This window comes from Paenibacillus cucumis (ex Kampfer et al. 2016), from assembly GCF_019748695.1.
Lineage (GTDB): Bacteria > Bacillota > Bacilli > Paenibacillales > Paenibacillaceae > Paenibacillus > Paenibacillus polysaccharolyticus.
In genome coordinates this window covers 269,767-295,924 of the sequence record NZ_JACLIC010000007.1, presented here as the reverse complement: position 1 = coordinate 295,924, position 26,158 = coordinate 269,767, and the positions used below count along the sequence as shown (strand labels likewise).

Below are 26,158 nucleotides of genomic sequence, written 5' to 3'. Positions count from 1 at the left end.
TCATTATTTAGGCGACGACGACTTGAGTGCATACTTAGAAAGAGCTTCACCCTTCATCGAATAGATCACATCATTCATATAAGTGGAGATACTTTCTAATGAAGGAACAGCAGTGCTGACGGTGTACACATGCACGTCTTCCAATGTCTGTGGGTTCAGAATATATCCTGTTTTAGCAAAATCAAGCTGGTATTGCCCGTCTTGTGTTCGGTCCACATGCATGAGCACAGGCTGAGCATCCTTGAACATACGCTCCGTCACTTTGCCTTTCATCGTGTATAACTCAAGCTTTGAGCCGGTGAGCACGGTGTACCCATTGCCCGCTGTTTGAATATACGCATCCCCAGCGATTGCACGCCCCCATGCAAGCTTGCCATCCGAACCAAATCCCATCAACCGATTGCCGGTGGTTTCGAAGTTGGCACGCATCAGGACGGAACCATCATCCAGAATCGCCAGAGCTTCACCGCCGCCATCTCCTTGTGTATTGGCATCAGCCGGGAATTGATAGAAGGACAGACGGTTTAATGAGGTGTCATAGATTTCAACTTTCGGATTGGCAACCGGTTGCCAGAAGTTTCCCGACTTGACCTGTTTGCTCGCATCGACAACAATCCTGCCCTGAGCTGCTTTGAGTACAGTGCCTGCAATTGTTTTTTCGGTCAACAGCTTACCTTTTTGGTCATAAAGAGAAAGGGTAGAACGCACAGAGCCATTGGATTGTACGCCCTGACTTGTAGCGACCAGTAGATTATCGTTATCCATGAGCGAGATGTTTGCTGACGAATTCACGGTTTTCACCCAGTTGGTCTTGCCGGACGTATTAAACGAATATAATTTCTTACTTTTATCCGAATACTCCATATACACGTAGGCCGTACCGTTGCTTGCATATACAGAGTTGGAGTAGGTTGTATAAGGGCCACTTTTCTCATGGAAAATAGTGCTCCACTTGAGCTGTCCTGTTTTGGCATCCAGTGCTTGAAGTGAATCGAGTTGCCAGTCCAGCGTTGTTTTGCTGCTGGTTTTGGTTACGGGCTGAGAAGTGTGCACATATACCAGATTTTTAGCAGGTACAGCGTAAATGTTCTTGATCATGACGTCTTTCTCCGTATTAGCCTCATTTAACATGAGGGAGGAGGAGGTCCATGCCGGTTTAGACAAGGATTCTGTGGACGCCGCCGCGTATCCTGTAGTTGTATTCATGTTCAAGAGCAGCATGCCACTGAGCAAAAGAACGGCCCAAGTTGTGGATTTGCGTTTGCGATTCGTATAAGTAGTATGCAAGTGATAAACCACCTTTCGTCTTCGGTAAAATAACACCGATTGTAGAATTCTACCATTGATTTCTAGTGTAATTCAACCGAACACGCTGTAACCTTTTTACACCTTGAATGTGATAATGCAATGTTAAAAGAGGTGAAACAGTTACAGGGAATTCATCTTCTTTAGATGACCTTTAAAGTTTGATATATTTAGGGCTGTAACAAGAGAAATACGAAGTTACGATGACAAGGAGAAACGACATGAATTGGAGTGAAAACATCATCTTATGGGTTATCGCAGGCATTGTCCTATTGTTGCTGTTAACCTGGATGACTCGGCGGATCATTTATCGTGGGCAACGCATACGAAGTGAGGCGAATCCCCAGAAAATCACGATAAAGGATATCGATAAAATGGAGGATGGATCAGAGTTTGAATTATATCTCTACAATCTGTTCGAGCGACTCGGTTATGAAGAGGTTCACAAAACGACGAGCAGCCGGGATTTCGGTGCAGACCTCGTGTTTGTGGACAGGCTGGGCAGACGCACGGTGGTACAGGCCAAACGCTACGGTGCCAATCATCCTGTTGGTCTTAGCGCGGTGCAAGAGATTTATACCTCCATTCGTTATTATGAGGCGGATCGATCCATTGTACTGACTTCTGCCCGGTACACGGAGGCTTGCCGCACGCTGGCTGCGGTGAATGAGGTAAAACTGCTGGATCGCGAGGACTTGATCGAGCTGATTGCCCTGTTTAAGTCGCGCAGGCTGGACGAAGCGATGGAACTGATCGAAGAGCATGACCACGAACCCATTGAGACGTGGCAGTCTCGGCGCAAGCGATCTTGATGTCAGTAAGGTAAAGGAGAAATCCGGCATATATAATTGCGATTGAAAACTACCCATGACGCACATGCATCATGGGTAGTTTTCAATCATTTTCATACGTTCTTCGTATACAATTCCGAAGCGACTTACTTGACTGGTCCCATCCAGGTTGAAATCGTCTTCTGCTGGTGCGGCAACGGCGGTTTCAGCTTCCCGTTATCGATCAAATGCTTCAAAATATAAGCGACCAGCCGGCCTCCGCCGGTGTTGCCTCTCACCATGTAAGCAAGCTGCGGCTCCAAATGTTTCGGCTGATTTTGCAGGAACAGGTTGAGCATTTTGTCATAGAGCTTGCCGACAGCAGGCGCATACAGAGCGGACAAATCCGGCATTGCCTTGTTCAACCGATCCAACGTTTGCGGAGAGTCAAACCAAACCGCATTGAACTTGTACCCCTCCTTCGTCTTGCGGATGTATCCTTTCTCCAGCAGGAACGAATACTGCTCGGCGTTCTCTTCGTTGTCGGGCAGTTCCCCTTGTTGGAACGCATGACAAATCTCGACATTCCGGTATTCCAGGAAACGCCAATCCGTCTCGCGGTCGCTCCAGTAAGTATTGAATTGCCATAAGTATAAAGGAGTGTCTTCGACGTAGCGGAGCGACGGACCGAAGGTGACGTAACTACCCATATCAAAACCCGGATCGGCATAGTGGCTTCGATCTAACGCCGCATAGGCAATATATTGACCACCGTCTTTTCGAATTGGTGCGACCGCATCGAAGTTTTCGCCCGCTGGCATGCTCCGCCAGGATTGCTCCTCGATGTTTTTGGGCAGCAAGGTCCAGAGCAGGAAGTTATAGTCGCCATCCGGAACGTACACTCCGCTATCCTCGACTTGATGGCGAACTTCCATTAACGCGTCAAAATGAACATCGGCTACTTCGGCAGCGCAATCTTGCCAAAATGCATGACCAGCTACGGCCAACTCGAAGAGGTCCCAGACGATGGTATTGCTTTGGTATTTGCCGGGAGAGGTTTGGATGAGAAAATTGTAATCAGCCAGGTGCCGGACTTCGCCTTCCAACAAAGACGGCGGCATTCCCAGTTCCTCCGCGATTTGATGTACGGTACGCGCCTTGTGATAAGCCGCATAAACGATATTTTGCGCCAAGGCGCGTCCAAGAAAATCGTTGGTTTCGCCCAGTCTGCCGGCCGAACCCGAATGGCCCATTTCCCCCATGCTGACCGGATTGACACTTAAAGTTCCTGTTGTACGCATACGTTTCATCCCTTTCCGTAACTTCTTTTTAGCCTCGCTCAAATGCCACTTCACCGTGCCTTCAGGAATGTTCAGAGCAATCGCGATATCGCCGATTTTAAGCTCATCGTAGTAGTGCATGACCACGATCCGGCGATGGATGTCGGACAGAAACGCGACTTCTCGGCGCAGCTCCCGTGAAGCTTCGGTTGCCAGTAGCCGGTCAAGCGGCTCCCGGGAAGGGGCGGCAGATAATTCAGACATACCGTTGATTTCAATCACTTGGGGAGCGTGCTCGCGCTTTTTCAACCAATTCACCCAAGTGTATCGAGCAACCGTCCAGACGTAAGCGTCAAGGCTTCTAATGTCTCGCACCCCAGAGAAGGATTTCAACAACTGCAGCATAATCTCCTGAGCCAGATCCTCCGCCTCGGCCCGGTGCTTGACCCGGTTTAACGCATAACCGAAAATCGGTTTGACATAGCTCCGAATCGCTTCCGCGGCTTCTTTTCCGTTATTACTGATTGAATCCATTTTTTCCTCCATATTTGCATCTGTAATTCCTGACAATTATATAGTGTGCCAGGAGAAATAAAGGTTGGGATTATTTTTTTTATAAAATTGGACGTCCTACTGGATTACTCATACATATGTATTTACAAAGATCATAAGTAGGTCACTTCAATGGTTAAAGAGACGTTATGACTTTTTGTTAAACAAGTTTAAGATTACTTAGATGTAAAGGCCTCAATTTTAGTATATAAAGATAGTTCTTTTCCGTTCAACTATGGGAGGTTACAAACTAGGAGCAGGAGCCCAAGTTTTTCTTTGAGTACTTGGAATACTCCTTCGTTCCTTAGTTAACGAGGAGTGGTCTCGATTGTATACGGATATATATGAGTTTGGGCTGGTTGCACCTTCACTTGCAACGTTACACATGATATATTGAACGTAGTTCAACTGAAGGAGTGTGTTCATCATTATGGCACGTACACAGACACAAAAGGCACTACGCAAAGCAGAGCGGTCCGGACAATGGACCCCAGAGCAAAGCCGCAGAGTGAATGGAAATTATGGCGCATTATCGCAACATGTTCGCTTGACACCAACCAAGAACGAAAAATTGCAAAAGGTCAAACACAAGAAGCAAATCATCCAGGATGGTGGTGCTTCTTTTTATTTTATCTTCGAGCCGAGTAGGTCAGGAAAAGGTGATGAATGTGTGCGTGGATGTAAGGAGACGTACGGAGACGTACGGAAATAAAAAAAGGAGAAGCATGGAATCTCCTCCTTGGATGCAATATACATTAAACTTATGACTGAACGAGATGAAGTACTTCCACGTTTGGATCCACATCGGCCTCATAATCGACGCCATCGGTTTCGAAACCAAACAGCTGGAAGAACTCGCGGCGGTAACCTTCAAGATCGGACAGGTCGTAGATATTCTCGCTCGTAAGATCGTTCCAGATCTTCGCCACTTCTTCCTGTACGTCTGCTCTCATCTCCCAATCATCGATCCGAATGCGTCCTTGCTCATCTGTTGGCACTTCACCGCCGGCGTACAGACGATCTGCAAACAGCCGTTGCAACTGTTCGATGCATCCTTCATGCAGTCCTTTTTCCTTCATCACTTTATACAATGCGGAAATATATAGTGGCACAACTGGAATAGCCGAGCTGGACTGTGTAACCAGTGCTTTGGCTACGGTAACGTAGGCACGTCCGCCTTTTGCGCTCAGTTGCTCATGCATTTTGCGCGCCGTTGCTTCCAGATGATCTTTCGCTTGACCGATGGAGCCTTCACGATAAATGGCTTGTGTCAGCTCAGGGCCGATGTAAGAGAAGGCAATCGTTGTTGCATTGTCTGCGAGTACGCCGCCTTGCTTCAGTGCATCCATCCACAGTTTCCAGTCTTCTCCGCCCATAACGTTAACCGTCTGACGAATCTCTTCTTCTGTCGCTGTTTCGAGAGTCACTGAAGTGATCTCACCTGTATGGAAATTGACGGTTTTGTTGGTGTACGCTTGTCCAATCGGCTTCAGCACGGAGTTGGACACTTCGCCTGTATTTGGATCGGTACGGCGTGCCGAAGCAACGCTGTATACGACCAGATCCACTTGACCCAATTCGCTGCGAATCAGTTCAACAGCTTTATCACGGGTTTCATTGGCAAAAGCATCGCCGGTGATGCTGTAGGATTTAATACCTGCGGCATCCGCAGCCTTCTCAAATGCCGCAGAGTTATACCATCCAGCAGAAGCTGTTCGTTTATCCGTAGAGCTGGAGGGACGGTAAATACCAATTGTATTAGCGCCTGCTCCAAAAGCGGAGACGATGCGCGAAGCCAGTCCGTAACCTGTGGACGCGCCGATGACGAGCACATTGCGGGGGCCTTGAATCTCTGGCTTGGATTTTACATAATTAATCTGCTCCTGCACTTGTGCCGCACAGCCGACAGGATGAGAAGTTGTACAAATAAAACCACGTGTTCTTGGTTTAATAATCATTGTTGTGGCACCCTTTCGTGTTCAATTCATGTGTAACATTGGATCGATTCATCATGCTTTTTTCGTACATTGTACGTATACATCCTCCCTATTGTAAAACAATTACGTTCGAAACGGAAACCGTTTTGTCAATTTTACTGGAAGGATAGTACGGGGGTGGCAATTCGGCTTTCATTTTGGGATGATGAGATGATAGACTCGCTATAGAGAAAGAGTAGACTGTCATAATGAAAGGATAGACCTGTTATGCTGAAAGAACGGATCGAGTTTTTGAGCAAACGAAAACAAATCTCACGTAAGGACCTCGTAGAAGGTCTGGTTACGCAGGCGCATTTTGCAAACATCCTGGCAGAGCGTTATCCACTGCCCGAAGATTTGGCCGAGAGTATTGCTGAGCGCTTGGGTGTAAGCTCCTCCTATCTTTTGCGAACAGCAGTGCAGGATGAACAGACACTTGCGAGAGCAGAAGCGATCTTTGTACAAATGTCGGTTCCAGCCTCGGCGATCCCGGAGGAAACGGTACATGCTCTGGATGATCGGGATGATTCGCTTACGGTGGAACTGACGACTGCTCTAATGAAGGCAGTGTATTACCAGCAGTTAAATGACGCCGCTGCGCATGAATATATACATATATCGTATCTGAATTTTTATTTGGAGAAGTATGGCCGCCCGGATGACATACAGCTACCTAGGCCGCTTACGAAGGCTTTGTTATTTTACAAAATCCAATATTACCGATCCAAGCAGGCATATGTGGACGTGCTCACTCATGTGACAAGACTGAGCGCCCTGACGGAGCCAGGAAGCGAGCTATGGCTGTCGATCCAAAATATCCAGATAGAGGCATACATTCATACCCGGCAGTATGAGGATGCGAAGCGCACATTTGAGCAGACGATGAAACATGTGTATGACCAGCGGTTGTTTCATCGTTTGTCTGGTCTGTATGTGGCATACAGCGGGTATTGCTTTACGATGGGACTGTTGCAGGAAGCTTTGTCCGCATTGTCGATGGCTGAGGCGAATCTGGTTTACGCCGGAAATCAGGGTGACTTGGTAACGGCCATTGCGAACAATCGAATTGTCATGTTGACGATGTCAGGGGAGTTAGATCAGGCACAGGCTGAGATTGAGCGTTTCGAAAGCTTGCTTCAGGGAGAAACGAATGAGACGCAACAGGCGATGAAGCCGTTGCTTTTGGTGTATCGCTGTGAGGTTGCCTCCGCTAGGAAAAGCTGGGGCATGCTGGCGCAAAGTGTGGATCAACTGTTAAGTTGTGCTGTCACAGAGGATCAGCGAATGAATGCGGTTTTTTATCAAAGTCAGCTGGCGCTCGCACACGGAGAACAGGACACCTTTATAACTCAAGCCCTGACTTGTCTGTCGTATTTTGAGTCTGTGCAGCAACCGCTACGCCTGGAATCCCTATATGAAGGATTGGCTGTGGTGAGTGAGGATCAGCGGCGGTACAAAGAGGCGGCAGGTTATTATCGCAAGCTGGTGTATTTGCTACGGAGAACGAAGTAAAGGTTAGGCCGTGAGGCTAGCTGGGGTAGGTAGGTTAAGGCAATGAGACAGGACAAGACAAGCATAAGGTAAAGTAAGAGTAAGAGCAAGACAAGCTTAGAATAGGGCAGGACAGGGAAGTTTATTTCTAGCTATGATGAACGTAAACAAGGATAGCCCTCCATATTGCTGCACTCTTAGGTTAAAATGGAAAGTGACAAAACCACCATTTCAGAGCTATCACTATGAAGTCTACCACAAAATTCATCAGTTTAGATGTATCCAAAGAGAAAATTTCGGTGGCTATCTTGCAGTCCCTTCGTGGCATTGGCTTTCTGACGGCGGTGACGCTGGTTTCGGAAATCGGTTCATTCGCCCGGTTTGCTTCCCCGTCGAAGCTTATGGCTTACTTGGGTCTGGTTCCCTGTGAGCATTCGTCTGGAGCCAGCACTAAACGAGGCTCCATCACGAAAACAGGCAATTGGCGCCTACATCTAACCTTGATTGAATCGGCCTGGAGTTACCGTCATCGACCTGCGATTAAAGGGGATCTGGCGATCCGTTTAGAAGGTCTGTCTGAGGATGTGCAGCAGATTTCATGGAAAGCGCAGAACAGGCTACATGCAAAGTGCCGCCTAATCTTTGGAAAACACAAGCATCCCAATGTAGCGATTGCCGCTGTAGGACGTGACTGATGGGCTTTATTTGGGCGGTTGCCCGAACCATGGAGCGGAACGCAAAGTAAGTTGTTTTGCATTTGTCCGAGACGTTCGTCACAAGGGAATAGGGTAAAACTCGGAGTCTTACGCCCGGGGGTTCATGAAAAGGTTCAGGAGAGAATCTGTGTTGATCGTTTGCACTAGGCTCTACGTGGGCTGAACGTGCGTTTCTAGCTTACAACCGCTCTCCTTGACGAAGGCATACCATGTGGTAACCAACCCACGGATAGCAGCGTGCCAACCGTCGCTCGCATATGGACCCCCGCGCTTAGGACTTCGACGAAATTGCAGTATTTGTGTGCTGGGCTTGAATAAAACGTTCATAGCAACGATCACAGGCGAGCTTATTTTGCGGTTTTTGAGGGTTTGAGAACTCTAACGATCTCTACAGACGCTATTTCACCTAAAATGCGCATAATGGGGGGCGAAATCGTCACTAAATTGGAGTAAATAAGCTCTCTGGTGATGGTTAGAATTTTTGGCGGACTACGGTGTATTGAATAGCTAGAAGGTAAATACTCAGCCACTGGTAGTGGAGGCCTATCAACACTCGATATAGCTTTGTTCTGTTCTGTTCATTTACTGTTGCATCCATCGCGATAAAATTCAGAAAAAGCTGTCCCCGCCATATACAGACGAAGGGCAGCTTTTGAATTACAGGTAATCTACTATGGCACTTAGATATGAGAGAACGCACAAACCAACTTAGAAAGTCAGTGTACCAATGTACACTGTGAGAAGATTTTACGTGATTCAAATGCTAAACAGTGTGCCGCACCCATAAATTATAATGCTTAAACGTTAACACTGTACGGCGGTAACGAAATGTAGCATGACACCTAAGCTTCCGAATTCTCAGCCAGTTCGGCGATGCGCTTTGCAGGCTCTTTTGTATATTCTCCGCCATGGTAGCAGAGAACTTGATCTACCGTTAGGCCGGTCAGCTTCTTCAGACTGCGCAGTGCTTCAGGCATGTCCGGCGTTGCTGGCGGCGCTGGGCCGACCAGTTCATCCTCAACGACGCGCAGTTCATCGGCAGCAAGCAGGAACTGTTGCTCGCTAAAATAAAAACACAGGTGGCCTGGCGTATGTCCCGGTGTATGAATCACCTGTGTTCTGCCTTGGAGCGGAAGGATGTCGCCGTCCGCAAGTGTTCTGCTGATGTTGATCTCAGGCAGTTGCATCAACAATTGATCTGCCAGAGCCAGCACAGGAGCGGGCAACATGGCGCGACGTTCCGGCGTGAATTTGATCAGGGGTTTTGCACCTGTCAAATAAGGAATTTCATCCGCATGAGCCCAAACTTCTAGGCCTGGAATAGCATCCAGCAGAGCACCCAGATTACCAATATGATCGATATCCTGATGTGTTACAATCACACGTTTAATGTCGGAGAGAGGGACGTTCAACTCTTCGAGTGTAGATTGTAATTCGGCAAATTGGCCAATCATGCCCGTGTCAACCAGAGTGTACCCGTCTTCGTCTTGAAGAAGCACAGGATGAATAGGGCTGTTGCCCGAAGGTGTTGGAATGTTGAGTGTTAGCACTGTGATGGATGGTATAGGTTGGCTCATAAAATATCCGGATATGTGTCCGGAGCACCTCCTTATATGGTTGTATTTTTAAAAAGGTACAGTGAACTCAGCTTGTACCTTGTACATTTTCCCATTATGCATCAAGCAACGATTAAGTAATTAATCACTTAATCACTTACTTACTCCTTATTCTGAACGTTCGGTTCATAGCTCAGATGTTTTCTATATTTTTTTACTGCATGTAAAATGGTTTCAAAGGTGTCCTCTTCATTGCTGCCGTCTTTTACGATCGTTACGAACGAGAAGTTCTCGTGAATTAATCTGTTCCTTGTCTGGAACGCCTGATGGAGCGCTATGCTGCATGGCTCTTTGCCCGCTTTCAAAGCAATATGTTGCTTGCCCAGTTCGGACTCCAGCATCTCCATGTTGGAGCGTGCCCGGTAAGCAGGAGTTTTCATGAGCTGGGTCGAATTAAACTTTTTCTGATACGTCCGTTTGTAAAGCTGTAATAACATCTGTTCCATAATAGAGCATAACTCCACAGTTAACGATGCGTATCTCCGGTTTTTGCGTTTGCGGGTAAGCTCGCTTGACTGTTCTTCGTTCAGCCATTCGTATTCTTCATATATTGAGGAATCGTCATGGTTCAGAATATCGCGATATTCCTTTTCCAGCAGTTTAATCTCAAGCTTGGCGAGTTTCTTGACGTGTTTGAAATCCTCTTGGGTTAGCATACGACTTGTCCTCCCATAGGTACCGAGATGTGAATGGAGCACGATCTTATCATGAATGTTGCTGATCAGGTGATCGCTTCATTATCTCATATTCTGGAACATAATGCCTTAGCGTCAAAATAATTCACCGGAACCTCCGGTTCAGAAGGGAAGGGCATCTCATGTCCATTCAGACAGCCATCGTTACAGGAGCCAACTCAGGGATGGGGCTGGCCACCACCATTGAACTTGCCAAGCAAGGGTACCACGTCATTATGGCCTGCCGCAGCGAAAAGAGAGGACAAGAGGCGCTTGAACAAGCCTTGCGTCAGTCCGGATCGACCAGTATCGAGCTGATGCTGTGTGATCTCGGTTCGCTGGACAGCATCCGTCAGTTTGCACGCCAGTACCGCGAGCGCTATGATCACCTGGACGTACTGGTGAATAATGCGGGCGTGGTGATGGTGAAGCGCAAAGAAACGTCAGATGGCTTCGAGCAGAGCATTGGCATTAATCACCTGGGTCACTTCCTGCTCACGTTGCTTCTCATTGAACCACTGAAAGCGTCTAAACAGGGTCGAATTGTAAATGTGTCTTCTGGGGCGTACAAAGCCGGTAAAATTCATTTTGATGATCCACATTTGCGAAAAGGCTATAATCCGATCAAAAGTTACGCCCAATCCAAGCTGGCTAACGTATTTTTCACACGGGCGCTTGCTCGTAAGCTCGCGGGAACTTCCGTTACGGCGAACTGTTTACATCCAGGTGCGGTAGGAACCAGCATCGGAGTGGATCGCAACACCGGATTTGGCACCCGCATCATGGCACTTGCAGCCAAGTTGCCGTTTTTCTTGACACCAGAGGAAGGGGCCCGGACTGCAATCTACTTGGCAACAAGTCCAGATGTCACCGGGGTGACTGGGCGATACTTTTATCAGCAGAAGGAGCAGCGCTTGAAAGAGCATGCTTTGGATGATGCGGCTGCCGAGCAGTTATGGACGTGGAGCGAAGAACAGGTTGGTTTGCAACCTGACGAGAGGTTATAACCTCTTATACCTGTCCGAGCACAATTTTATTCATCACCGCGTGTTGAATCATCTGGACAAAAGCATCGATGTGTTGCATGCCTTGATCTCCCTGACCGTATGCCCGGACAGAGGCGGATGAGGCATTTTTCTCTTGTTCACCAAGTACGAGCGAATAAGGGACTTTTTCCATTTGGGCTTCCCGAATCTTATAGCCTAGCTTCTCGCTGCGTAGATCAGTTTCCACACGGATACCCGCTGCCCGTAGCTTACTTTGCACCTCAAGTGCATAGTCGGCATAATGATCCGATACGGGAATCAGCTTAACCTGCACAGGAGCCAGCCAGAGTGGAAACGCACCTGCATAGTGCTCAGTCAAAATGCCGATAAAACGGTCAATCGAGCCATAGATTGCTCTATGAATCACGACTGGGCGGTGTCTCAGACCGCCTTCACCGATATAAGTAAGATCGAATTTCTCCGGCATCTGAAAATCAAGCTGGATCGTTCCGCACTGCCAGCTTCGCTTCAGCGCATCAAGAATATGAAAGTCGATCTTCGGCCCGTAAAAGGCGCCGTCGCCTTCGTTAACGCGATATTCCACACCGCGGGCGTCTAACACATTGCGTAACGCCTGTTCCGCCTGATCCCACAATTCTTCCGAGCCCATGGAATCTTCGGGGCGTGTGGAGAGCTCGATTTTATAATCGAAGCCAAAAATATCGTACATCCGTCCAATCAGGGAGATGGCCCAATTAATCTCGTCTTCAATCTGTTCAGGCATCACATAGAGATGGGCATCGTCCTGACAGAACGTCCGCACCCGCATCATACCATTCAGGGCTCCTGAGAATTCATGACGGTGAACCTGACCGAATTCCATCATGCGAATCGGCAATTCGCGATAGGAATGCAGTGTGTTTTTGAAAATCAGCATATGTCCTGGGCAATTCATTGGTTTTAAGGCAAATGTAGCGTCATCCACGTCCGCAAAGTACATGTTATCCTTGTAGTGCTCCCAGTGACCCGACTGTTCCCACAGTCGGTTGTTCATCATGAGCGGAGTACGAACCTCCTGGTACCCTTCCTGCAATTGCAGTTCCCGTGAAAATTGCTCCAGCTCTGTACGAACTGTCATGCCTTTGGGTAGATAAAAGGGCATGCCAGGCGCCTCCTCAGAGAACATAAATAGCTCCAGCTCTTTGCCAAGCTTGCGGTGATCCCGCTTTTTCGCCTCTTCCAGCATGTGAAGATGTTCCTGCAACTGGGCCTTGTTCGGAAAAGCAGTGCCATAGATACGCTGCATCATTTTGTTGTCGGAATTTCCACGCCAGTAGGCACCAGCGACATTCAGCAGTTTAAAGGCTTTGATAAGGCCAGTGGATGGGAGATGAGGCCCGCGGCACAAGTCAAAAAACTCACCCTGCTCATAGATTGAAAGTTCAGCGTCTTCTGGCAGATCACGAATAAGTTCCAGCTTGTAAGGGTCATGGATGGCTTCGAATCGCTCCAAGGCTTGCACCCGACTAACCACTTTGCGGCGGATGGGCCAATTTTCCTGAATAATCTTGTTCATTTCCCGCTCGATGGCATCTAGGTCACTGATGGAGAGGGACTGCTCCAGATCTACATCATAGTAAAATCCATCTTCAATGACCGGACCGATACCCAGCTTCACGTGGTCTGTGCCATATAACCGTTTAAGTGCCTGTGCCAGCACATGTGCTGTGCTGTGACGATATCGGTGCAGACCTTCCTCGCTATCCAGTGTAACAATGATGAGTTCGCAGTCCTGCTCCAGTTTTTCGCTCAGATCGACATTCTGGCCATTCACGATCCCACCGATCGCCTGTTTACCAAGACTTGTGCTAATCGAAGAGGCAACTTCGCCTACAGTGATGCTTGCTTTGTAACTACGTACAGCACCGCCTTGCAACTGGACTTCAATCTTTTCAATCGACGATTTGGCTGCCAACGACTCAGACACTTCTGCGTGCTGATCACCCAAGGATAAATGCTCGCTTGCATACTCATTTTTTTCTTGACTCATGTGAACCACTCTCCCATATTTTTTGTGTTGGAAGCGCAAAAAACACCCGTCCCGGAGAAGGGACGAGTGCGCTTGGCTCGTGGTTCCACCCTAATTTGGTTATGCTGCATTCTGCTCTCGGCCAGCCGCCGCAAACAGAACCATCATAACCCTCATTGGAATCCGTTAACGGGGATCAGGCGGTGAACTCTACTGACCGTACGAGTAACTATCTTGCGGAATCATCGATTGGAGTAATCTATTGAGATGATCTGCGCAATATCTGTACATCGTCGGAGGTTCGAGACCACGGCTACAGAGGGGTAACTTGAATTCGTTCGCTGAAGAAGGTTTCACCAATCCCTTCTCTCTCTGGGCAGCACGCAATGCAAATCATGTCTCTGGTCATCGCTAAATATGAAGGATGCAACGAGCTGAATAACACAGGGATATTTCAGATCTGTTGATCCTGTAGTATGCAAAACTTAATGTAACCATCGGAACAGGTGTTACTTGAGAACCGATTATATAGACTGAAAATGGAAAGGTCAAGTGGAATATTCAAATGCAGGCTAGCCCATTTCTTATGCATTTTGCATCCAGATTAATCGAATCGTTGTTCCTTCTCCAGGTGTGGAAGACACTTCAATTCGACCTTTCATTGCCTCAATTAAGCCTCTGGTGACAGCCATGCCGAGTCCTGATCCAACATCACTTGTTCCCGTATCTGTACCACGGTAATACCGTTCAAATAGCTTCCATACGGTTTCGGGGCTCATGCCTCGTCCATTATCGGCAAACTCGATTGTAAATTCACCGTCACGTTCACCCGCCTCGACACGAACAACGAGGACAGACTCGGATGGGTTGTGCAGCAGAGCATTAGCGGTGAGATTATCTACAATCCGTTCAAAAGAAGGAACGTGTACTAGCCCATAGACAGGCGCGTCTGCAGATTGAAAGACAATACGTCCTTCACCGTACGCAGGGTTGCGCTCGGCTCGCTGCACGAGATTACGAAGTAGCGTATTTACGTCATTTCGTTCAACCTCAGGTTGATATCCTCCACTCCGCAACCGATAGGTCATCGCAAGATCGTTCACAAGTCTGTCCATATACATGGATTTGTCGATCATGATGCCTGCGAATTCTCGAACTTCTTCAGCCGTCCAGGTGTATTTGTCCGTTTCCAGCATATGCGCGTATCCCTGAATGGAGGAAAGAGGTGTCTTGAGATCATGCGTGATGCCAGCGATCCATTCCTCTCGAAGGGAATCGGTTTGTTTCCGTAGTTCCTCATCCTGCTTGAGTGTATGGGACAAAGCTTGCATGGAGTGGAGTACGTCGCCATACACTTGGTATTTACGTTTCCATTTTCCATTGCGGCGTTGGCTCCGCGGAATACCTGCTGCCCCGGTTGGTTCCTCATACTGTCCTTTCTCCAGACGTTGCAACCACTGAAGCATGTGCAGCATCGGAGCACCGAATCGATTAGCGTACCATAAAGCGAGTAAAATCAGCAGCGCAACGATGGACAAGATTAGGACGATTAGCGCCGGTTCAAGAATAAAAGCGTATGGATTCTGTTTCTCAACGACAGTTGAATCAATCCGTACACTTACCATCCAGGTCGTTTCGTTTTGGTTATCGTACCATGTGGCGACCGATATGCCTGAACGATTCGGGTAACGAACTTGGAGAACGAGATCCTGAATACTGTACTGGTTCGGCACGCCTACGGCCGGTTTGTTATAAGAGTCGATTTCTTTTCCATAAGGGTCCAATATTTGGATGTAGGCATCTGCTTTGCGAATCGTTTCTTGCTCCGCAGGTTTCACAGTCAGTTTGCCGCCCTCATACGACAGCTTTGGACGGATCTCATCAAGTAAGGATTTGGCCGCATTTCGCTCTCCGTATAACAACGTAAAATATTTCCCGTCCTTCTCCCGGATCAGCATGGATAGCTGGTATGGAAATTCTTTATTACCTTCCGAGTAGGCAATTAATTCGCCAGGTTTGTAGTGAGCAGGCACATCGGAAGGAACGTGATAATCGTCAATAACAAAACCTTTTTCATCGAGCACCTGCAGCCAGCCCTGATTTTTATCGACTTGCTTCAATAGTTCGGGATCATAGCGTATGGTATTGTCCGGCATGATCTCCGCTGAATTAATGAGCTGATCCAGTCCGTTAACTGCGAAGTCATCTACAATATTCACTTCATTCACTTTTTGCAAAACCCAAATGGTAGCCAGTGATCCTAGCAAAATAATCAGAATGACCGTGCCAGTGAGCATACCGATGAAGCGAGTTAATAACTTACGGCGAATACTCATGTCCGTGACAGGTTGCTAGGCTGGATCAGTTTGTACCCCAAACCGCGCACATTAACAAGAAAAGCCGGATTGGAAGGATCTTTTTCAATGCGTTCCCGAATGCGGTGGATATGCACCATAACGGTGTTATCGTCGCTAATGGCTTCTGAACCCCACACCCGTTCATACAGTTCAGACTTGGTGAAGATTCGGTTCGGATGTTTGCAGAAGAAGAGAAGCAACTGGAACACCAGTGCCGGGCAGGTTACAGCCTGTCCTTCAACGCGAAGCTCCCCAGCCAGTTCGAATACTTGGAATCGTCCAAAATCATAAATGCCTTGTGATAGGTCAGAAGATGACGTATTTACGTGTGATGGAATGTTTTGTTGTTGCTGCAAAACGACTGTCTTAGAAGGCAAATAGCGATTAAGCAACGATTTAATTCTTGCAACAACTTCCAGCGGGTTAAACGGTTTGACGACATAATCATCACCGCCAACGGCAAATCCGGTCAGTTTGTCATAGTCCGTTGTTTTGGCGGTTAGAAACAGGATAGGAGCATCTGTGACCTGCCTTAGAAAAGGGCAGATTTCCAAGCCGCTTTTCCCTGGAAGCATAATATCAAGCACGATACAATGATACGTTTTGTTGTTGCATGCTTCGAGCGCTGCTTCACCTGTAGTGACCGTATCAATATCGAGAAACTTTTCTTTGAGCAGTACGGTTTTGAGCATATGTAAAATCGCTTGTTCATCATCAACAAGCAGTAGTGAGACATGATCCATGATGTAATGCTAACCTCCTTCTTAACTCTCTTTCTTGGTATATTGCCCATCATAACATTCTTGAGACCAATTGGAAGATAGGTTGCCTTAACAGAAGCTTAATTATAAAGCTTAGGTAGGGCGATAAATTTAACTAGATGTAAGTGAAGGTTAGACAAACCATAAGACTCATGATGTAGATTTGAGGTAAGTAAGAAAAGATAAACAGAAAGGGTGTTGAATGATGAATAGGAAATGGAAACTACTCCTTCTAACCGTGACAGCATGTGCTGTACTCTCTGCTTGTACAAGTAACAAAATTACCTCCGACGAAGCAGAGCAGGCTGAGAAGCAAGCTACAGAACAGGTGAAGGATCAAAAGGATGACGGTGACACTTCAAGCAAAGAACAAAATGATGGTTCGACAGCTCAACAGGTAACACCGGATAATCTCATGGATACATTGACGAAGGGCTCCAAAGATGCCATTTATAATCAGTTTACTCCTGACATGAAGCAAGCTGTTTCCTCGGAAGATTTCAAGGCGTCTGCTGACAGCTTTTTGAAAGGAGTGAAGTCGTGGAAGCAGGTGGTAGATTCTGAGATGAATGGTTTGACGGAACATGCGTGGACAGACGATTCAGGAACCAAGGGGATCCTCGCTTATTTTACAGAAGATCATCAGATTGCCGGATTAAGCATTACTCCACTGGAACCACATCCCGATACAGATAACAAGCTGACCAAGACTGAGTTTCAGTTCCCGATGAAAGGAGAGATGTATGTCTTCTGGGGAGGTCATAGTGTTATGGAGAATTATCATTACGAGCATGAAACACAGCGCTATGCACTCGATATTGTTCAGACGAAAGACGGGGCGAGTTATCAGGGCGATGCCAAGGATAATGCTAACTATTATGCGTTTGGTCAGCCGCTCTATGCTGCTGCGGATGGTACGGTAGTTGAGATCAAAAATGATATCGAGGATAATGTACCCGGCGTGATGAATCCGGAAGAACCGGCGGGTAATTATGTGGTTATCGATCATGGCAATAAAGAATACAGTATCACGGGCCATATCAAAAAAGGCAGTGTAGCGGTGAAAAAAGGGGAAAAAGTCAAGCAGGGGGATCACATCGGGGATCTGGGTAATTCGGGCAACTCCAGTGAAGCTCACTTGCACTTCCAGGTATCCGATGGTCCAGACCTGTTCACGTCACGTTCCCTCAATATTCGCTGGGCCGATCAGAGCCAGGAGTTGACAAGGGGGAATACCGTTCAGGGACTGCCGGAGTAAGCGGGTAAGACGGCACTATTGTTGGCTAACGCTTGTTGTGTAGGTATGGATATTCTACATGCTGTACGCCAGCTTCCTTTTTCCATTATAATAGCGTCTATAATTAATTATAGTCTTGAACTTGGTTGTGAATGAGATTAGAGCTGGATAAGGTGAAAATTTTATTTACACTTTAACGGAGAGGACAGAAAAAAACTGAAAAAGCGAAGCTAAAAGCTTTCTGCAAGAAAGCTACATCGGAAGCATAAGCTTAGCGCCTTTATCACCGGATTTTTCCCTTTGGAAAAGGGAATCAAAAAAATCTGGGGATAACAGCGATTGAAAGGTTATTCTGTCATTGGAGTGGACTGTGTAAATTCTTAGTTCAACTTATAGAGGTCAATGGAGGAATAGGGAATGGCACTGGAAAAGGTACAGATCGAATATGCATGTCTCGAAGACTTGCCGAGAATTGTAGAGATTTATAATTCAACTATCGAGAGCCGCATGGTAACGGCGGATTTGGAGCCGGTGACGGTAGAGCAGCGTTTGCCATGGTTTAATGAGCATACACCGGATCGTCGTCCTCTATGGGTCATGAAACGGGATGGGCAGGTTGTCGCATGGGCCAGTTTGAGTTCGTTTTATGGGCGACCAGCATACAATGGGACGGTAGAAGTCAGTGTATACGTCGATCAGCAGTGCCGTGGAATTGGGGCCGGTGGGTTGCTGCTGAATACGGTATTCGAGGCTTGTCCTGAGCTGGGAATCACGACGATTCTAGGATTTGTATTCGGGCATAACGAGCCGAGCCTGGGGTTATTGCGCAAGCATGGCTTCGAACAGTGGGGATTTTATCCGGAAGTGGCGGTGCTGGATGGCGTGGATCGAGACCTTGTGATTCTGGGCAAAAAAGTTGGAGCTGATCACCGCCTGAAAGAGGCGCAGATTTAAATAAAGAAAAAACCTCCGTATCCACTATAAGTGGAATGCGGAGGTTTTTTGCTTATTTTACAAACCACGAACCCATTTACAGTCCCAGTTGCTGCTTGATCTCTCGAATCTGTCCCAGATGACGTTCCTCGTGGTAGCTTGTAAAATCGATCCATTGTGCCAGATCCAATTCACCGAACGCCGGGTGAGGGAACGACTTACTACGTAACAGGGCAACATCATGCTCGCGTGCAAACTGTTCCAGTGCTTGATGGGACTCAGCCAGATCCCTACGAATATCCGCAAGTCTCTCAGGCTCAGTTGGTGGTTGCACATGAGGAGGGGCTTCGACAGATCTGCTGCGGTCCAGAGACATTTCATAAGGCTTTTTCTCAATGGACACATTCTGTTCTTTTTCCACTGCAAGACGAGCTTGCTTGGTGATGACATTTTCCATCAGATTCAAGTGCCGTAACACTTGCATAATGCTCCACTGTTCCGGGGAAGGTTTCCGGTTCAATTGATCTTCATCTAACCCGGAGATAGCCTCCCAGATTTGGTTACGTATTTCGTCATTACGTTCAAACATCATAAACATCCTCTCTTTAGGTTTATTACAATAACATTACTGTTTCTATATGTCCAACCGAACATATAAGACCCTGTTTAACCAGCATAAAACACAAAATGAGCAAATGCGAACTTTACCCATATTACCCCTTGTTAGGTGAACTTGAGGAAAAAATAAAAAACATACCCTTAAATTGGGTATGCTGAATTGTATACAACGGCTTTCATAAAACGAAAAAAAGATTGACGGGCACACCCCGGCAAACTATAATCGGTAACAAGTAACTTGATATGTAAGGAGTCCTGACATGATATGTTAGTAATCGACGAGGTGTATCACCATACAGCATTGCAAATATCATCGTCCGATCTATTGTACCTTATCGAACGGTTGAAGGTCAAAAAAGAAAATGAGATCGAAACGCTAAAGCAGAAGATTGAACAGTTTGAACAAAAACGACGAGCCGAGGAAGTGGCTTATCAGTCGCTGTCTCCTGTTCGCAAATGGTTTGCGGGACGTCCGGCTTCTCATCACCAAGCGGTGGAATACATGGTGCAGGTGAAGGAACGATTCCGCAAGATGGAGCAGATTCGCAGGCGCATCCGTGATCTTGATCAGATTATGGAACGTATTCAGAGCGCTGATCATAATCGGCAGGAAGAGATTGAGCTTTCGCCTGAAATTATCCGCGAGATCAGACAGCTTAGTGAAACGGAGGATGTGCAGGCATGACTTTGGAAACGTTAAGCTCCGGGATCGACACGGTCTGGGTTGTTCTCAGCGCAGCGATGATTTTGTTGATGGAGGGCGGATTTGCCCTGCTGGAGGCTGGGTTTGTACGTTATAAAAATAGTGTGAATATTATCATGAAAGTATTTGCTGATATTACGATTGGCACATTATTGTTTTACGCGATTGGTTTTGGCTTGATGTATGGTTCAGATGCTGGAGGGTTTATAGGAGTGACAGGTTTTTTCCTGAATGGTGATCTCTCTCATCTGAACGTTCCGGTATCCCTGGAGACGTTTTGGCTATTCCAAGCCGCGTTCACGATTGCGGTCATTTCAATCGTATCCGGTGCCGTAGCTGAACGGATCAATTTCCGTGCATACCTACTATATATCATCCTGATGACGGCGATTATTTATCCGATTGGCGGACACTGGGCTTGGGGTGGCGGCTGGCTCAGTCAGCTGGGTATGCAAGATTTCGCCGGTTCAGCGGTGATTCACGCACTGGGCGGTTTCTCTGCATTGGCGGCAGCTATTATTATCGGGCCACGTAAAGGGAAATACACACCACTTGGTGTAAGTGCGATTGCATTGCCAAGCAATCTGCCACTGGCATCGGTAGGTGCTTTCCTGTTATGGTTTGGCTGGTTTGGGTTTAATGCGGGAAGTACATTGAGTGCGACGGATGTCAGAATCGGTCACATCGCCATCGTTACGATGCTATCCGCAGCTGCGGGTGGTGCGGCTACGTTGCTCTATACCTTGTTCCGCTTTAATCGTTCCGATGCACCGTCCGTGATTAACGGTTCACTTGCTGGACTGGTAGGCATCACGGCAGGCTGTGCATTTGTAGGTGATCTGGCAGCAATATTCATCGGCGCAGTCTCCGGTCTGTTGATGATGGCTGCTACGAACTGGCTGGATCGCATGCGCATTGATGATCCGGTAGGTGCTTTCCCGGTTCATGCCGTTTCGGGAATGTGGGGGACAGTTGCAGTAGGTCTGTTTGCCACGGACGGAGGTTTGTTCATGGGCGGCGGCTGGAAGTTACTTGGTGTTCAGGTGCTGGGTCTGACTGCACTGGTCGTCTGGGGATTCGCCATGACCTGGTTCGGACTGAAGCTCATTGGCAAAGTGGTTCCTGTCCGTTCGACCGAGGAAGAGGAAGACCTTGGTCTGGACATCAGTTATCACGGGGTGATGGCTGCGCACCAGTCGCATGAATTTCTGGATGGCGAGGAGCATATGATTGCTTATCAGCAGAAGTCCTCTGATTCAAATCGATAACAAAAGTATATGAAAAGATAGGGGCTGACGAAGGTCAGCCTCTTTTTTACACAGAAAGCAGGGAAAAAAGACAAGGCGGAAGAATATACAGGTGTGAACGTGAATAAGTCTCAGCATAGGTGTAACGTCAAAAAGGGAGGATCTATATGATTAAGCCGGAACAATGTGAACGTCTGACTAGAAAAGCACGTAAAACCCTCGAAGAAGAATACGGTCTCGGTGCTGTTGCCGATCTGGTGCTGGATGCTGGGCGCTGGGGTATTCGCCTGGATGTGTCCACAACGGATGAATATCGCAGAACAGGAAATTCGCGTGTTGGCGGACATCCTGATCTGCCGGATGATCTGGACTGGCCGCTTACGAAGGACGGGGTGCCAATGACTTTTCTGGCCCAGCTGAATATGGTGGATTTGTCTCCGTATACACCGAATGACGGGCGCGGAACGTTGCCGGAGCGGGGCATGTTGTACTTTTTTATTGGCAGTGTGGATGCAGCTTATCCGATTGAACATCGAGTGATCTATGAACCATCTACATATAATCTCGTGAAACGCGAACCGGACGGGGCCACCGCTCTGGGGGGAGAGCCTACGATAGCCCATTCGGTTACCGTCTTGCCTAACCTTGAGCTTCCTACATATGCCTACATAGATGCTGCGGCGTTGGCTGAACAGGTGAATATTTCAGAGGCAGTTCCCGATGATGAGCGAGCTGTGGAAGGTCGCTTGCTAGACCGTTATTTGGAATTCGAATCAGACTGGAATCACCCAAGCCCGCTGAATTGGGGCGGCATGTTTGGTTACCCCGATGGGCAGCATCCCGATGCAGAACACCGGGCGTTGAGTTATATTGAGCTGGGTGAGGCACACAACGGCAGTGAGCAGGAATGTGTGAAGAAGCTGACCGCGCATTACGATGGAGAAGAAGAGCGCACGTGGGAGGAATTATCGGACACACTGCTGCTGTTAAAAATAGATACGAATGATGCTATCGGTTTTCAGTGGCTGGATTGCGGTGAATTACAGTTCTTCATTCGAGGTGCTGACCTGGAGGCTGAGCAATTTGATCATACATGTTGTTCGATTTATTCCAGTTAAGTTTTAGTTCATTTTTATTACCCAGGCCAACTGCCATTCCATAAATTAGGTGAATATTTATTCAATAGCTGTAACAAAATGTCCTGAAACCCCGTTTATAAGAGGAGGAGGGACTTTTTTTGTGCGCATATGTTAATCAGAGACGCCAGCGTGTTTAAATAGTTAAAGGAAGTACATAGGTTGAAATGAGATCATATGTTCTATATAATGGGATGAAAAGGAAGTGATAATGTTGATTCAGTCTGCATTCAAACATATTGATACGGCGGTTGCATCATTAGTTGATATTTGCGATCAGTTAAGTGAAGAAGATTTGGACCTGACTCCGATTGAGGGCAAACGTTCTATAAGGGAGTTACTCTCGCATCTAGCGTTAGTCTGTCGCGCAGATCTGTACATATCCGAAGGTGCATCAGAAGAGGAAATGACTCGATTTTATCAAGAGAACCGCGTGTGTTCTGTGAACCAGATCAAGGATTCTCTCATAGAGAACCGGAACTTCCTCTACCAGCGTTACATGCAGTTTACGACGGAAGAATTGCTTCATGTAACAACATCCTATTGGGGTGCTTCCTATAGCCGTCTGGAATGGTTACTTGAAATGATGGGGCATATGTACCATCACAGGGGACAACTCTATACGATGTTAACCTTGACGGGAAGAGAACCCAAGACGGCGATGTTTGCCTAAACGAATACATATCATCAATACATATTGGGTAAAGGTATGAAGAGCATTAACCGGGATACAAGGGACAGTACATAAATTTATGCAGGTATTCTTTGATATAAGCCGACTTGTAACTTACATCTAATAATGGAGGGGTTAAGTTGGTAGAATTTATGGATAACCAGAATTCATCTTCGAGTGAGAGCGGCATGCTGGAGATTGTGACAAGGATTCCTGAACTTCGAAATGCTCTACAGGTTGAACGTATATCCCGAGGATATTCCCTGGATCATAAGTTCAAAGTCGTTGTTCCTGATCAAAGAAATATGTTGCTGCGAATCTTTCCTTGTCGTGATATGGATGACAAGCGACAAGAGACTCATGTTTTGGCAGCGTTGAGAGAGATGGGGGTTCTATGCTCTACACCGCTTGGCGTTGGAAGGTTGGATGAGAACAATGGATATATGATTTTGAGTTATCTTGAGGGTGAAGATGCTTCCGAGGTATTGCCTTCGATGAGTGAGCAGCAGCAGTATTCCATCGGCCTGAAAGCAGGTGCAGAGTTAGAGCGCATTCATCAGTTAGCTGTAGAGAAGCAGGCCGAGTCCTGGTACATACGGAGAAGTAAGAAGCATCGGCGGTACGTGGATCGATACAACGCGTGCCCTGTTGTGATGGAAAGTGATCAGTATATCCTGAATTTTATTGAAGAACATTTGGAATGGATGAAAGACCGTCCCGATGGTTTTCAGCATGATGATTTTCATCCAGCTAATCTGATAGTAAACAAGGGTGAACTGGCAGGGGTAATTGATTTTGACCGTGCAGATCAGGGCGACCCTGTGCATGAGTTTTTGAAGCTGGGGTTATTTGCTACAGAGATCAGCATTCCATACTCGATTGGGCAGATACATGGATATTTTGATGGGCATGAACCGGATGAGGGTTTCTGGAAGATGTACTCTCTGTATATGGCCATGGCGCTGATATCTTCCGTGGTGTGGATTCAGAACGTGAAGCCAGAGGAGACCGAGCAGATGATGATGAAGATTGAACGTGTGCGGAATGATCATGATGATTTCCGTAGTATGATTCCGAGGTGGTATACTGTGAACAGATAGATTGCATTAGTAGTTGGGTTAAACCGATGTAGCTTTTGTGAAGCAGAAAGGAAAAATGCCGTGGCACAACCAGCATCCATACTGCTTGTCGATGATGAGCAGGATATTATTAAACTGATGGAAATTTATTTTGGCAATGAAGGGTACCGGATTTTTACTGCGAATGACGGAATACAGGCTCTAGAGGTGCTTAAGACGGTAGACATTGATCTCATTATTCTGGACGTCATGATGCCCAATATGGACGGAATCGAAGCCTGCATGAAAATTCGCGAAGAGCAGAAAATGCCAATTATAATGCTGTCTGCAAAAAGTACGGATATCGATAAAATAACGGGTTTAAGCATCGGCGCTGATGATTATTTAACCAAGCCGTTCAATCCGCTTGAGCTTGTGGCGAGAGCGAAATCCCAGCTTCGCAGGTACCATACATTTAATGAGGGCAGGGAAAGCAAGGAGCATGAATGGATCATTGATGATCTGATTATTAATACAGACACACATGAAGTGTGGCTGGATGACAAACCTGTGCATCTTACACCCCGGGAATTTGCAGTGCTTGAACTGCTCGCAAGGCATCAAGGATCGGTACTTAGTATGGAACAGATTTACCGCCAAGTCTGGAAAGAAGAATTCATGGAGTCTAACAACACGGTTATGGTGCATATTCGTAAACTTCGTGAGAAGATTGAGCACGATAGTAAACATCCGAAGTTCATTCAGACCGTATGGGGTGTCGGATATAAGATGATTAAACCGATTTAGGTTGTACGTCACAAGCAGGGAGTTTCTACCATGAATTCGAAATGGATTAATACGGTACGCTGGAAGTTTATTTACGCATTTATATTAAGTGGCATTTTGACTGCGGTGATATTGTATGGAGCAGGTAAAGTGGGCGAGACGATTCTGAAGAATCAGCAATATCCGAATTATACGATTCCGGGGCAAGTGGTTCGCTGGCTAGTGAATCATATTGGCTCTGTTCCACTGATGATTGCTGTAGGAATCATCAGTTTTGTGCTGTTTTTCTTTCTGTTCACCCGCAAAGTGATGGTTGTACTGGATGAGATCACGGCGGGTATCCAGGAAGTTGCCAAAGGAGAACTGTCACATCGGATTGCGGTGAAGACTTCGGATGAGTTTGGTGTGGTTGCGGCGAGCATCAATCAGATGGCGGAACAACTCCAGCGATCTCTTCAGGAAGAACGGAGTGCCGTTGCAGCCAAAAATGATCTGATTACAGGCATCTCGCATGATTTGAGGACACCCTTAACCTCGATTCTTGGATTTTTGGAGTATATCGAGAAGGATCGTTATCAGGATGAATTAGAAATGCGTTATTACGTCAGTATCGCTTACGAGAAATCCCTGACGTTGCGTAAACTCATTGATGATTTGTTTGAATATACTCGGGTCAGCGGCGTAAGCCTTCCGTTGTCTTTAAGACCACTGAATCTGACTCCATTCCTCATGCAACTCGCCGAAGAATTTGCTCCAATGCTTGAAGAAGCAGGCATGACCTATACGATCGTTGGAGGACAAGATCCATTATGGATTCAGGCTGCTCCGGGAAGACTCGTTAGAGCCTATGAAAACTTGTTCAGCAATGCGATTCGATATGGCGCTAAGGGCAAAGTAATGGAAATTGGCCTTGTTCTTGAAGAGGGAGAAGCTGTGGTGCGTATTAGTAATTACGGGGAACCGATTCCCGCTCAGGACTTGCCACATCTGTTTGAACGTTTCTATCGGGTAGATAAATCACGTTCTCGTGATACAGGAGGCACAGGATTGGGACTTGCCATTGCCAAATCCATGATAGAACTGCATCAGGGGCAGATTGCCGCTTATAGCGATCAGGGCCGGACGGATTTTGTTACCCGTTTTCCGGCCATAAAACCACCCGTCCATACGCCATTGGAAGAGTAGGAAGAGTAGAATGTTCATATCATACCTCTCATATTAAGCTTTGGATATGTAAATTAAGAATTTGATAAG

General features: G+C 47.0%; 23 protein-coding genes. 14 read left to right on the top strand and 9 right to left on the bottom strand.

The annotated features are described in order from the left end of the window. Positions 1–3 precede the first annotated feature (3 nt). On the bottom strand, positions 4–1,287 hold the full coding sequence (locus tag H7T88_RS04550) for a PQQ-binding-like beta-propeller repeat protein (protein WP_221787277.1): 1,284 nt from the start codon (positions 1,285–1,287) through the stop codon (positions 4–6). A 239-nt stretch (positions 1,288–1,526) separates the two neighbouring features. On the opposite strand from H7T88_RS04550, the gene H7T88_RS04545 reads away from it, so the two are divergent. Further along, the gene (locus tag H7T88_RS04545) at positions 1,527–2,117 is read left to right on the top strand and encodes a restriction endonuclease (protein ID WP_090915429.1); all 591 of its coding nucleotides are present in this window, start codon (positions 1,527–1,529) and stop codon (positions 2,115–2,117) included. A gap of 125 nt (positions 2,118–2,242) precedes the next feature. Here the strand turns inward: H7T88_RS04545 and H7T88_RS04540 are convergent, their stop codons facing one another. After that, the gene (locus H7T88_RS04540) at positions 2,243–3,889 is read right to left on the bottom strand and encodes an RNA polymerase sigma factor (RefSeq protein ID WP_221787269.1); all 1,647 of its coding nucleotides are present in this window, start codon (positions 3,887–3,889) and stop codon (positions 2,243–2,245) included. Positions 3,890–4,337: 448 nt separating this feature from the next. Between H7T88_RS04540 and brfA the strand changes: the two genes are divergently transcribed. After that, the gene (gene brfA, locus H7T88_RS04535) at positions 4,338–4,619 is read left to right on the top strand and encodes a ribosome rescue factor BrfA (RefSeq protein WP_221787267.1); all 282 of its coding nucleotides are present in this window, start codon (positions 4,338–4,340) and stop codon (positions 4,617–4,619) included. A gap of 49 nt (positions 4,620–4,668) precedes the next feature. Here the strand turns inward: brfA and fabV are convergent, their stop codons facing one another. Further along, complete coding sequence (gene fabV, locus H7T88_RS04530; RefSeq protein ID WP_221787266.1) at positions 4,669–5,865, bottom strand: enoyl-ACP reductase FabV; 1,197 nt, start codon at positions 5,863–5,865, stop codon at positions 4,669–4,671. Positions 5,866–6,111: 246 nt separating this feature from the next. Here fabV and H7T88_RS04525 point away from each other — a divergent pair, with 246 nt between their 5' ends. Both H7T88_RS04525 and H7T88_RS04520 read left to right on the top strand, forming a co-directional pair. Next, positions 6,112–7,395: an XRE family transcriptional regulator gene (locus tag H7T88_RS04525; RefSeq protein ID WP_221787265.1), complete on the top strand. Its 1,284-nt coding sequence runs from the start codon at positions 6,112–6,114 to the stop codon at positions 7,393–7,395. 224 nt (positions 7,396–7,619) lie between these two features. After that, entirely contained in the window at positions 7,620–8,069 is a 450-nt protein-coding gene (locus tag H7T88_RS04520; protein ID WP_221787262.1) for a transposase, read from the top strand. An 863-nt stretch (positions 8,070–8,932) separates the two neighbouring features. Here the strand turns inward: H7T88_RS04520 and H7T88_RS04515 are convergent. Together H7T88_RS04515 and H7T88_RS04510 are read right to left on the bottom strand one after the other, a co-directional pair. Beyond that, positions 8,933–9,667 carry an MBL fold metallo-hydrolase gene (locus tag H7T88_RS04515; protein ID WP_221787260.1) on the bottom strand — a complete coding sequence of 245 codons (735 nt, stop codon included), beginning with the start codon at positions 9,665–9,667 and terminating at the stop codon, positions 8,933–8,935. 140 nt (positions 9,668–9,807) lie between these two features. Further along, the gene (locus tag H7T88_RS04510; protein WP_221787257.1) at positions 9,808–10,362 is read right to left on the bottom strand and encodes a hypothetical protein; all 555 of its coding nucleotides are present in this window, start codon (positions 10,360–10,362) and stop codon (positions 9,808–9,810) included. Positions 10,363–10,523: 161 nt separating this feature from the next. Here H7T88_RS04510 and H7T88_RS04505 point away from each other — a divergent pair, with 161 nt between their 5' ends. Then, on the top strand, positions 10,524–11,387 hold the full coding sequence (locus H7T88_RS04505; RefSeq protein WP_090917990.1) for an SDR family oxidoreductase: 864 nt from the start codon (positions 10,524–10,526) through the stop codon (positions 11,385–11,387). Between the two features lie 4 nt (positions 11,388–11,391). On the opposite strand, the gene thrS is transcribed toward H7T88_RS04505, so the two are convergent. The 3 genes from thrS to H7T88_RS04490 all read right to left on the bottom strand — a co-directional run bounded on the left by thrS (position 11,392) and on the right by H7T88_RS04490 (position 16,495). Beyond that, positions 11,392–13,416, bottom strand: a complete 2,025-nt coding sequence (gene thrS / locus H7T88_RS04500; protein ID WP_221787255.1) for a threonine--tRNA ligase — start codon at positions 13,414–13,416, stop codon at positions 11,392–11,394. A gap of 563 nt (positions 13,417–13,979) precedes the next feature. Next, positions 13,980–15,731 carry a sensor histidine kinase gene (locus H7T88_RS04495; RefSeq protein WP_221787246.1) on the bottom strand — a complete coding sequence of 584 codons (1,752 nt, stop codon included), beginning with the start codon at positions 15,729–15,731 and terminating at the stop codon, positions 13,980–13,982. Further along, positions 15,728–16,495 carry a response regulator transcription factor gene (locus H7T88_RS04490; protein ID WP_221787239.1) on the bottom strand — a complete coding sequence of 256 codons (768 nt, stop codon included), beginning with the start codon at positions 16,493–16,495 and terminating at the stop codon, positions 15,728–15,730. The genes H7T88_RS04495 and H7T88_RS04490 overlap by 4 nt, the downstream gene beginning before the upstream one ends. A gap of 220 nt (positions 16,496–16,715) precedes the next feature. On the opposite strand from H7T88_RS04490, the gene H7T88_RS04485 reads away from it, so the two are divergent. Next, positions 16,716–17,771 carry a M23 family metallopeptidase gene (locus H7T88_RS04485; RefSeq protein WP_221787236.1) on the top strand — a complete coding sequence of 352 codons (1,056 nt, stop codon included), beginning with the start codon at positions 16,716–16,718 and terminating at the stop codon, positions 17,769–17,771. A gap of 396 nt (positions 17,772–18,167) precedes the next feature. Next, on the top strand, positions 18,168–18,704 hold the full coding sequence (locus H7T88_RS04480) for a GNAT family N-acetyltransferase (RefSeq protein ID WP_154887320.1): 537 nt from the start codon (positions 18,168–18,170) through the stop codon (positions 18,702–18,704). A 76-nt stretch (positions 18,705–18,780) separates the two neighbouring features. Here the strand turns inward: H7T88_RS04480 and H7T88_RS04475 are convergent, their stop codons facing one another. Then, positions 18,781–19,275: a DinB family protein gene (locus H7T88_RS04475; RefSeq protein ID WP_221787235.1), complete on the bottom strand. Its 495-nt coding sequence runs from the start codon at positions 19,273–19,275 to the stop codon at positions 18,781–18,783. A gap of 291 nt (positions 19,276–19,566) precedes the next feature. Between H7T88_RS04475 and H7T88_RS04470 the strand changes: the two genes are divergently transcribed. The 7 genes from H7T88_RS04470 to H7T88_RS04440 all read left to right on the top strand — a co-directional run bounded on the left by H7T88_RS04470 (position 19,567) and on the right by H7T88_RS04440 (position 26,089). Then, the gene (locus tag H7T88_RS04470; RefSeq protein WP_221787233.1) at positions 19,567–19,986 is read left to right on the top strand and encodes a hypothetical protein; all 420 of its coding nucleotides are present in this window, start codon (positions 19,567–19,569) and stop codon (positions 19,984–19,986) included. Continuing rightward, a complete protein-coding gene (locus tag H7T88_RS04465; protein ID WP_090917973.1) occupies positions 19,983–21,272 on the top strand; it encodes an ammonium transporter in 1,290 nt (429 codons plus the stop codon). The genes H7T88_RS04470 and H7T88_RS04465 overlap by 4 nt, the downstream gene beginning before the upstream one ends. A gap of 146 nt (positions 21,273–21,418) precedes the next feature. Then, positions 21,419–22,369: a DUF1963 domain-containing protein gene (locus H7T88_RS04460; RefSeq protein ID WP_221787227.1), complete on the top strand. Its 951-nt coding sequence runs from the start codon at positions 21,419–21,421 to the stop codon at positions 22,367–22,369. A 229-nt stretch (positions 22,370–22,598) separates the two neighbouring features. Then, positions 22,599–23,060 carry a DinB family protein gene (locus tag H7T88_RS04455; RefSeq protein WP_253500267.1) on the top strand — a complete coding sequence of 154 codons (462 nt, stop codon included), beginning with the start codon at positions 22,599–22,601 and terminating at the stop codon, positions 23,058–23,060. A 140-nt stretch (positions 23,061–23,200) separates the two neighbouring features. Beyond that, positions 23,201–24,160, top strand: coding sequence for an aminoglycoside phosphotransferase family protein (locus tag H7T88_RS04450; protein WP_221787225.1), 960 nt, complete (start codon positions 23,201–23,203; stop codon positions 24,158–24,160). A 60-nt stretch (positions 24,161–24,220) separates the two neighbouring features. Then, positions 24,221–24,925 carry a response regulator transcription factor gene (locus H7T88_RS04445; RefSeq protein WP_221787223.1) on the top strand — a complete coding sequence of 235 codons (705 nt, stop codon included), beginning with the start codon at positions 24,221–24,223 and terminating at the stop codon, positions 24,923–24,925. Positions 24,926–24,955: 30 nt separating this feature from the next. After that, complete coding sequence (locus tag H7T88_RS04440) at positions 24,956–26,089, top strand: sensor histidine kinase (protein WP_221787221.1); 1,134 nt, start codon at positions 24,956–24,958, stop codon at positions 26,087–26,089. Positions 26,090–26,158: the final 69 nt, after the last annotated feature.

What these genes read in the sequence shown, in the direction of transcription:
- H7T88_RS04485 (WP_221787236.1), top strand. Translation starts at nt 16,716, where the DNA reads ATGATGAATAGGAAATGGAAACTACTCCTTCTAACCGTGACAGCATGT.
- H7T88_RS04460 (WP_221787227.1), top strand. Translation starts at nt 21,419, where the DNA reads ATGATTAAGCCGGAACAATGTGAACGTCTGACTAGAAAAGCACGTAAA.
- H7T88_RS04540 (WP_221787269.1), bottom strand. Translation starts at nt 3,889, where the DNA reads ATGGATTCAATCAGTAATAACGGAAAAGAAGCCGCGGAAGCGATTCGG.
- H7T88_RS04510 (WP_221787257.1), bottom strand. Translation starts at nt 10,362, where the DNA reads ATGCTAACCCAAGAGGATTTCAAACACGTCAAGAAACTCGCCAAGCTT.
- H7T88_RS04440 (WP_221787221.1), top strand. Translation starts at nt 24,956, where the DNA reads ATGAATTCGAAATGGATTAATACGGTACGCTGGAAGTTTATTTACGCA.
- H7T88_RS04455 (WP_253500267.1), top strand. Translation starts at nt 22,599, where the DNA reads ATGTTGATTCAGTCTGCATTCAAACATATTGATACGGCGGTTGCATCA.
- H7T88_RS04505 (WP_090917990.1), top strand. Translation starts at nt 10,524, where the DNA reads ATGTCCATTCAGACAGCCATCGTTACAGGAGCCAACTCAGGGATGGGG.
- H7T88_RS04465 (WP_090917973.1), top strand. Translation starts at nt 19,983, where the DNA reads ATGACTTTGGAAACGTTAAGCTCCGGGATCGACACGGTCTGGGTTGTT.
- H7T88_RS04470 (WP_221787233.1), top strand. Translation starts at nt 19,567, where the DNA reads ATGTTAGTAATCGACGAGGTGTATCACCATACAGCATTGCAAATATCA.
- H7T88_RS04520 (WP_221787262.1), top strand. Translation starts at nt 7,620, where the DNA reads ATGAAGTCTACCACAAAATTCATCAGTTTAGATGTATCCAAAGAGAAA.
- H7T88_RS04480 (WP_154887320.1), top strand. Translation starts at nt 18,168, where the DNA reads ATGGCACTGGAAAAGGTACAGATCGAATATGCATGTCTCGAAGACTTG.
- H7T88_RS04495 (WP_221787246.1), bottom strand. Translation starts at nt 15,731, where the DNA reads ATGAGTATTCGCCGTAAGTTATTAACTCGCTTCATCGGTATGCTCACT.
- H7T88_RS04475 (WP_221787235.1), bottom strand. Translation starts at nt 19,275, where the DNA reads ATGATGTTTGAACGTAATGACGAAATACGTAACCAAATCTGGGAGGCT.
- H7T88_RS04490 (WP_221787239.1), bottom strand. Translation starts at nt 16,495, where the DNA reads ATGGATCATGTCTCACTACTGCTTGTTGATGATGAACAAGCGATTTTA.
- H7T88_RS04525 (WP_221787265.1), top strand. Translation starts at nt 6,112, where the DNA reads ATGCTGAAAGAACGGATCGAGTTTTTGAGCAAACGAAAACAAATCTCA.
- H7T88_RS04545 (WP_090915429.1), top strand. Translation starts at nt 1,527, where the DNA reads ATGAATTGGAGTGAAAACATCATCTTATGGGTTATCGCAGGCATTGTC.
- brfA (WP_221787267.1), top strand. Translation starts at nt 4,338, where the DNA reads ATGGCACGTACACAGACACAAAAGGCACTACGCAAAGCAGAGCGGTCC.
- H7T88_RS04515 (WP_221787260.1), bottom strand. Translation starts at nt 9,667, where the DNA reads ATGAGCCAACCTATACCATCCATCACAGTGCTAACACTCAACATTCCA.
- thrS (WP_221787255.1), bottom strand. Translation starts at nt 13,416, where the DNA reads ATGAGTCAAGAAAAAAATGAGTATGCAAGCGAGCATTTATCCTTGGGT.
- fabV (WP_221787266.1), bottom strand. Translation starts at nt 5,865, where the DNA reads ATGATTATTAAACCAAGAACACGTGGTTTTATTTGTACAACTTCTCAT.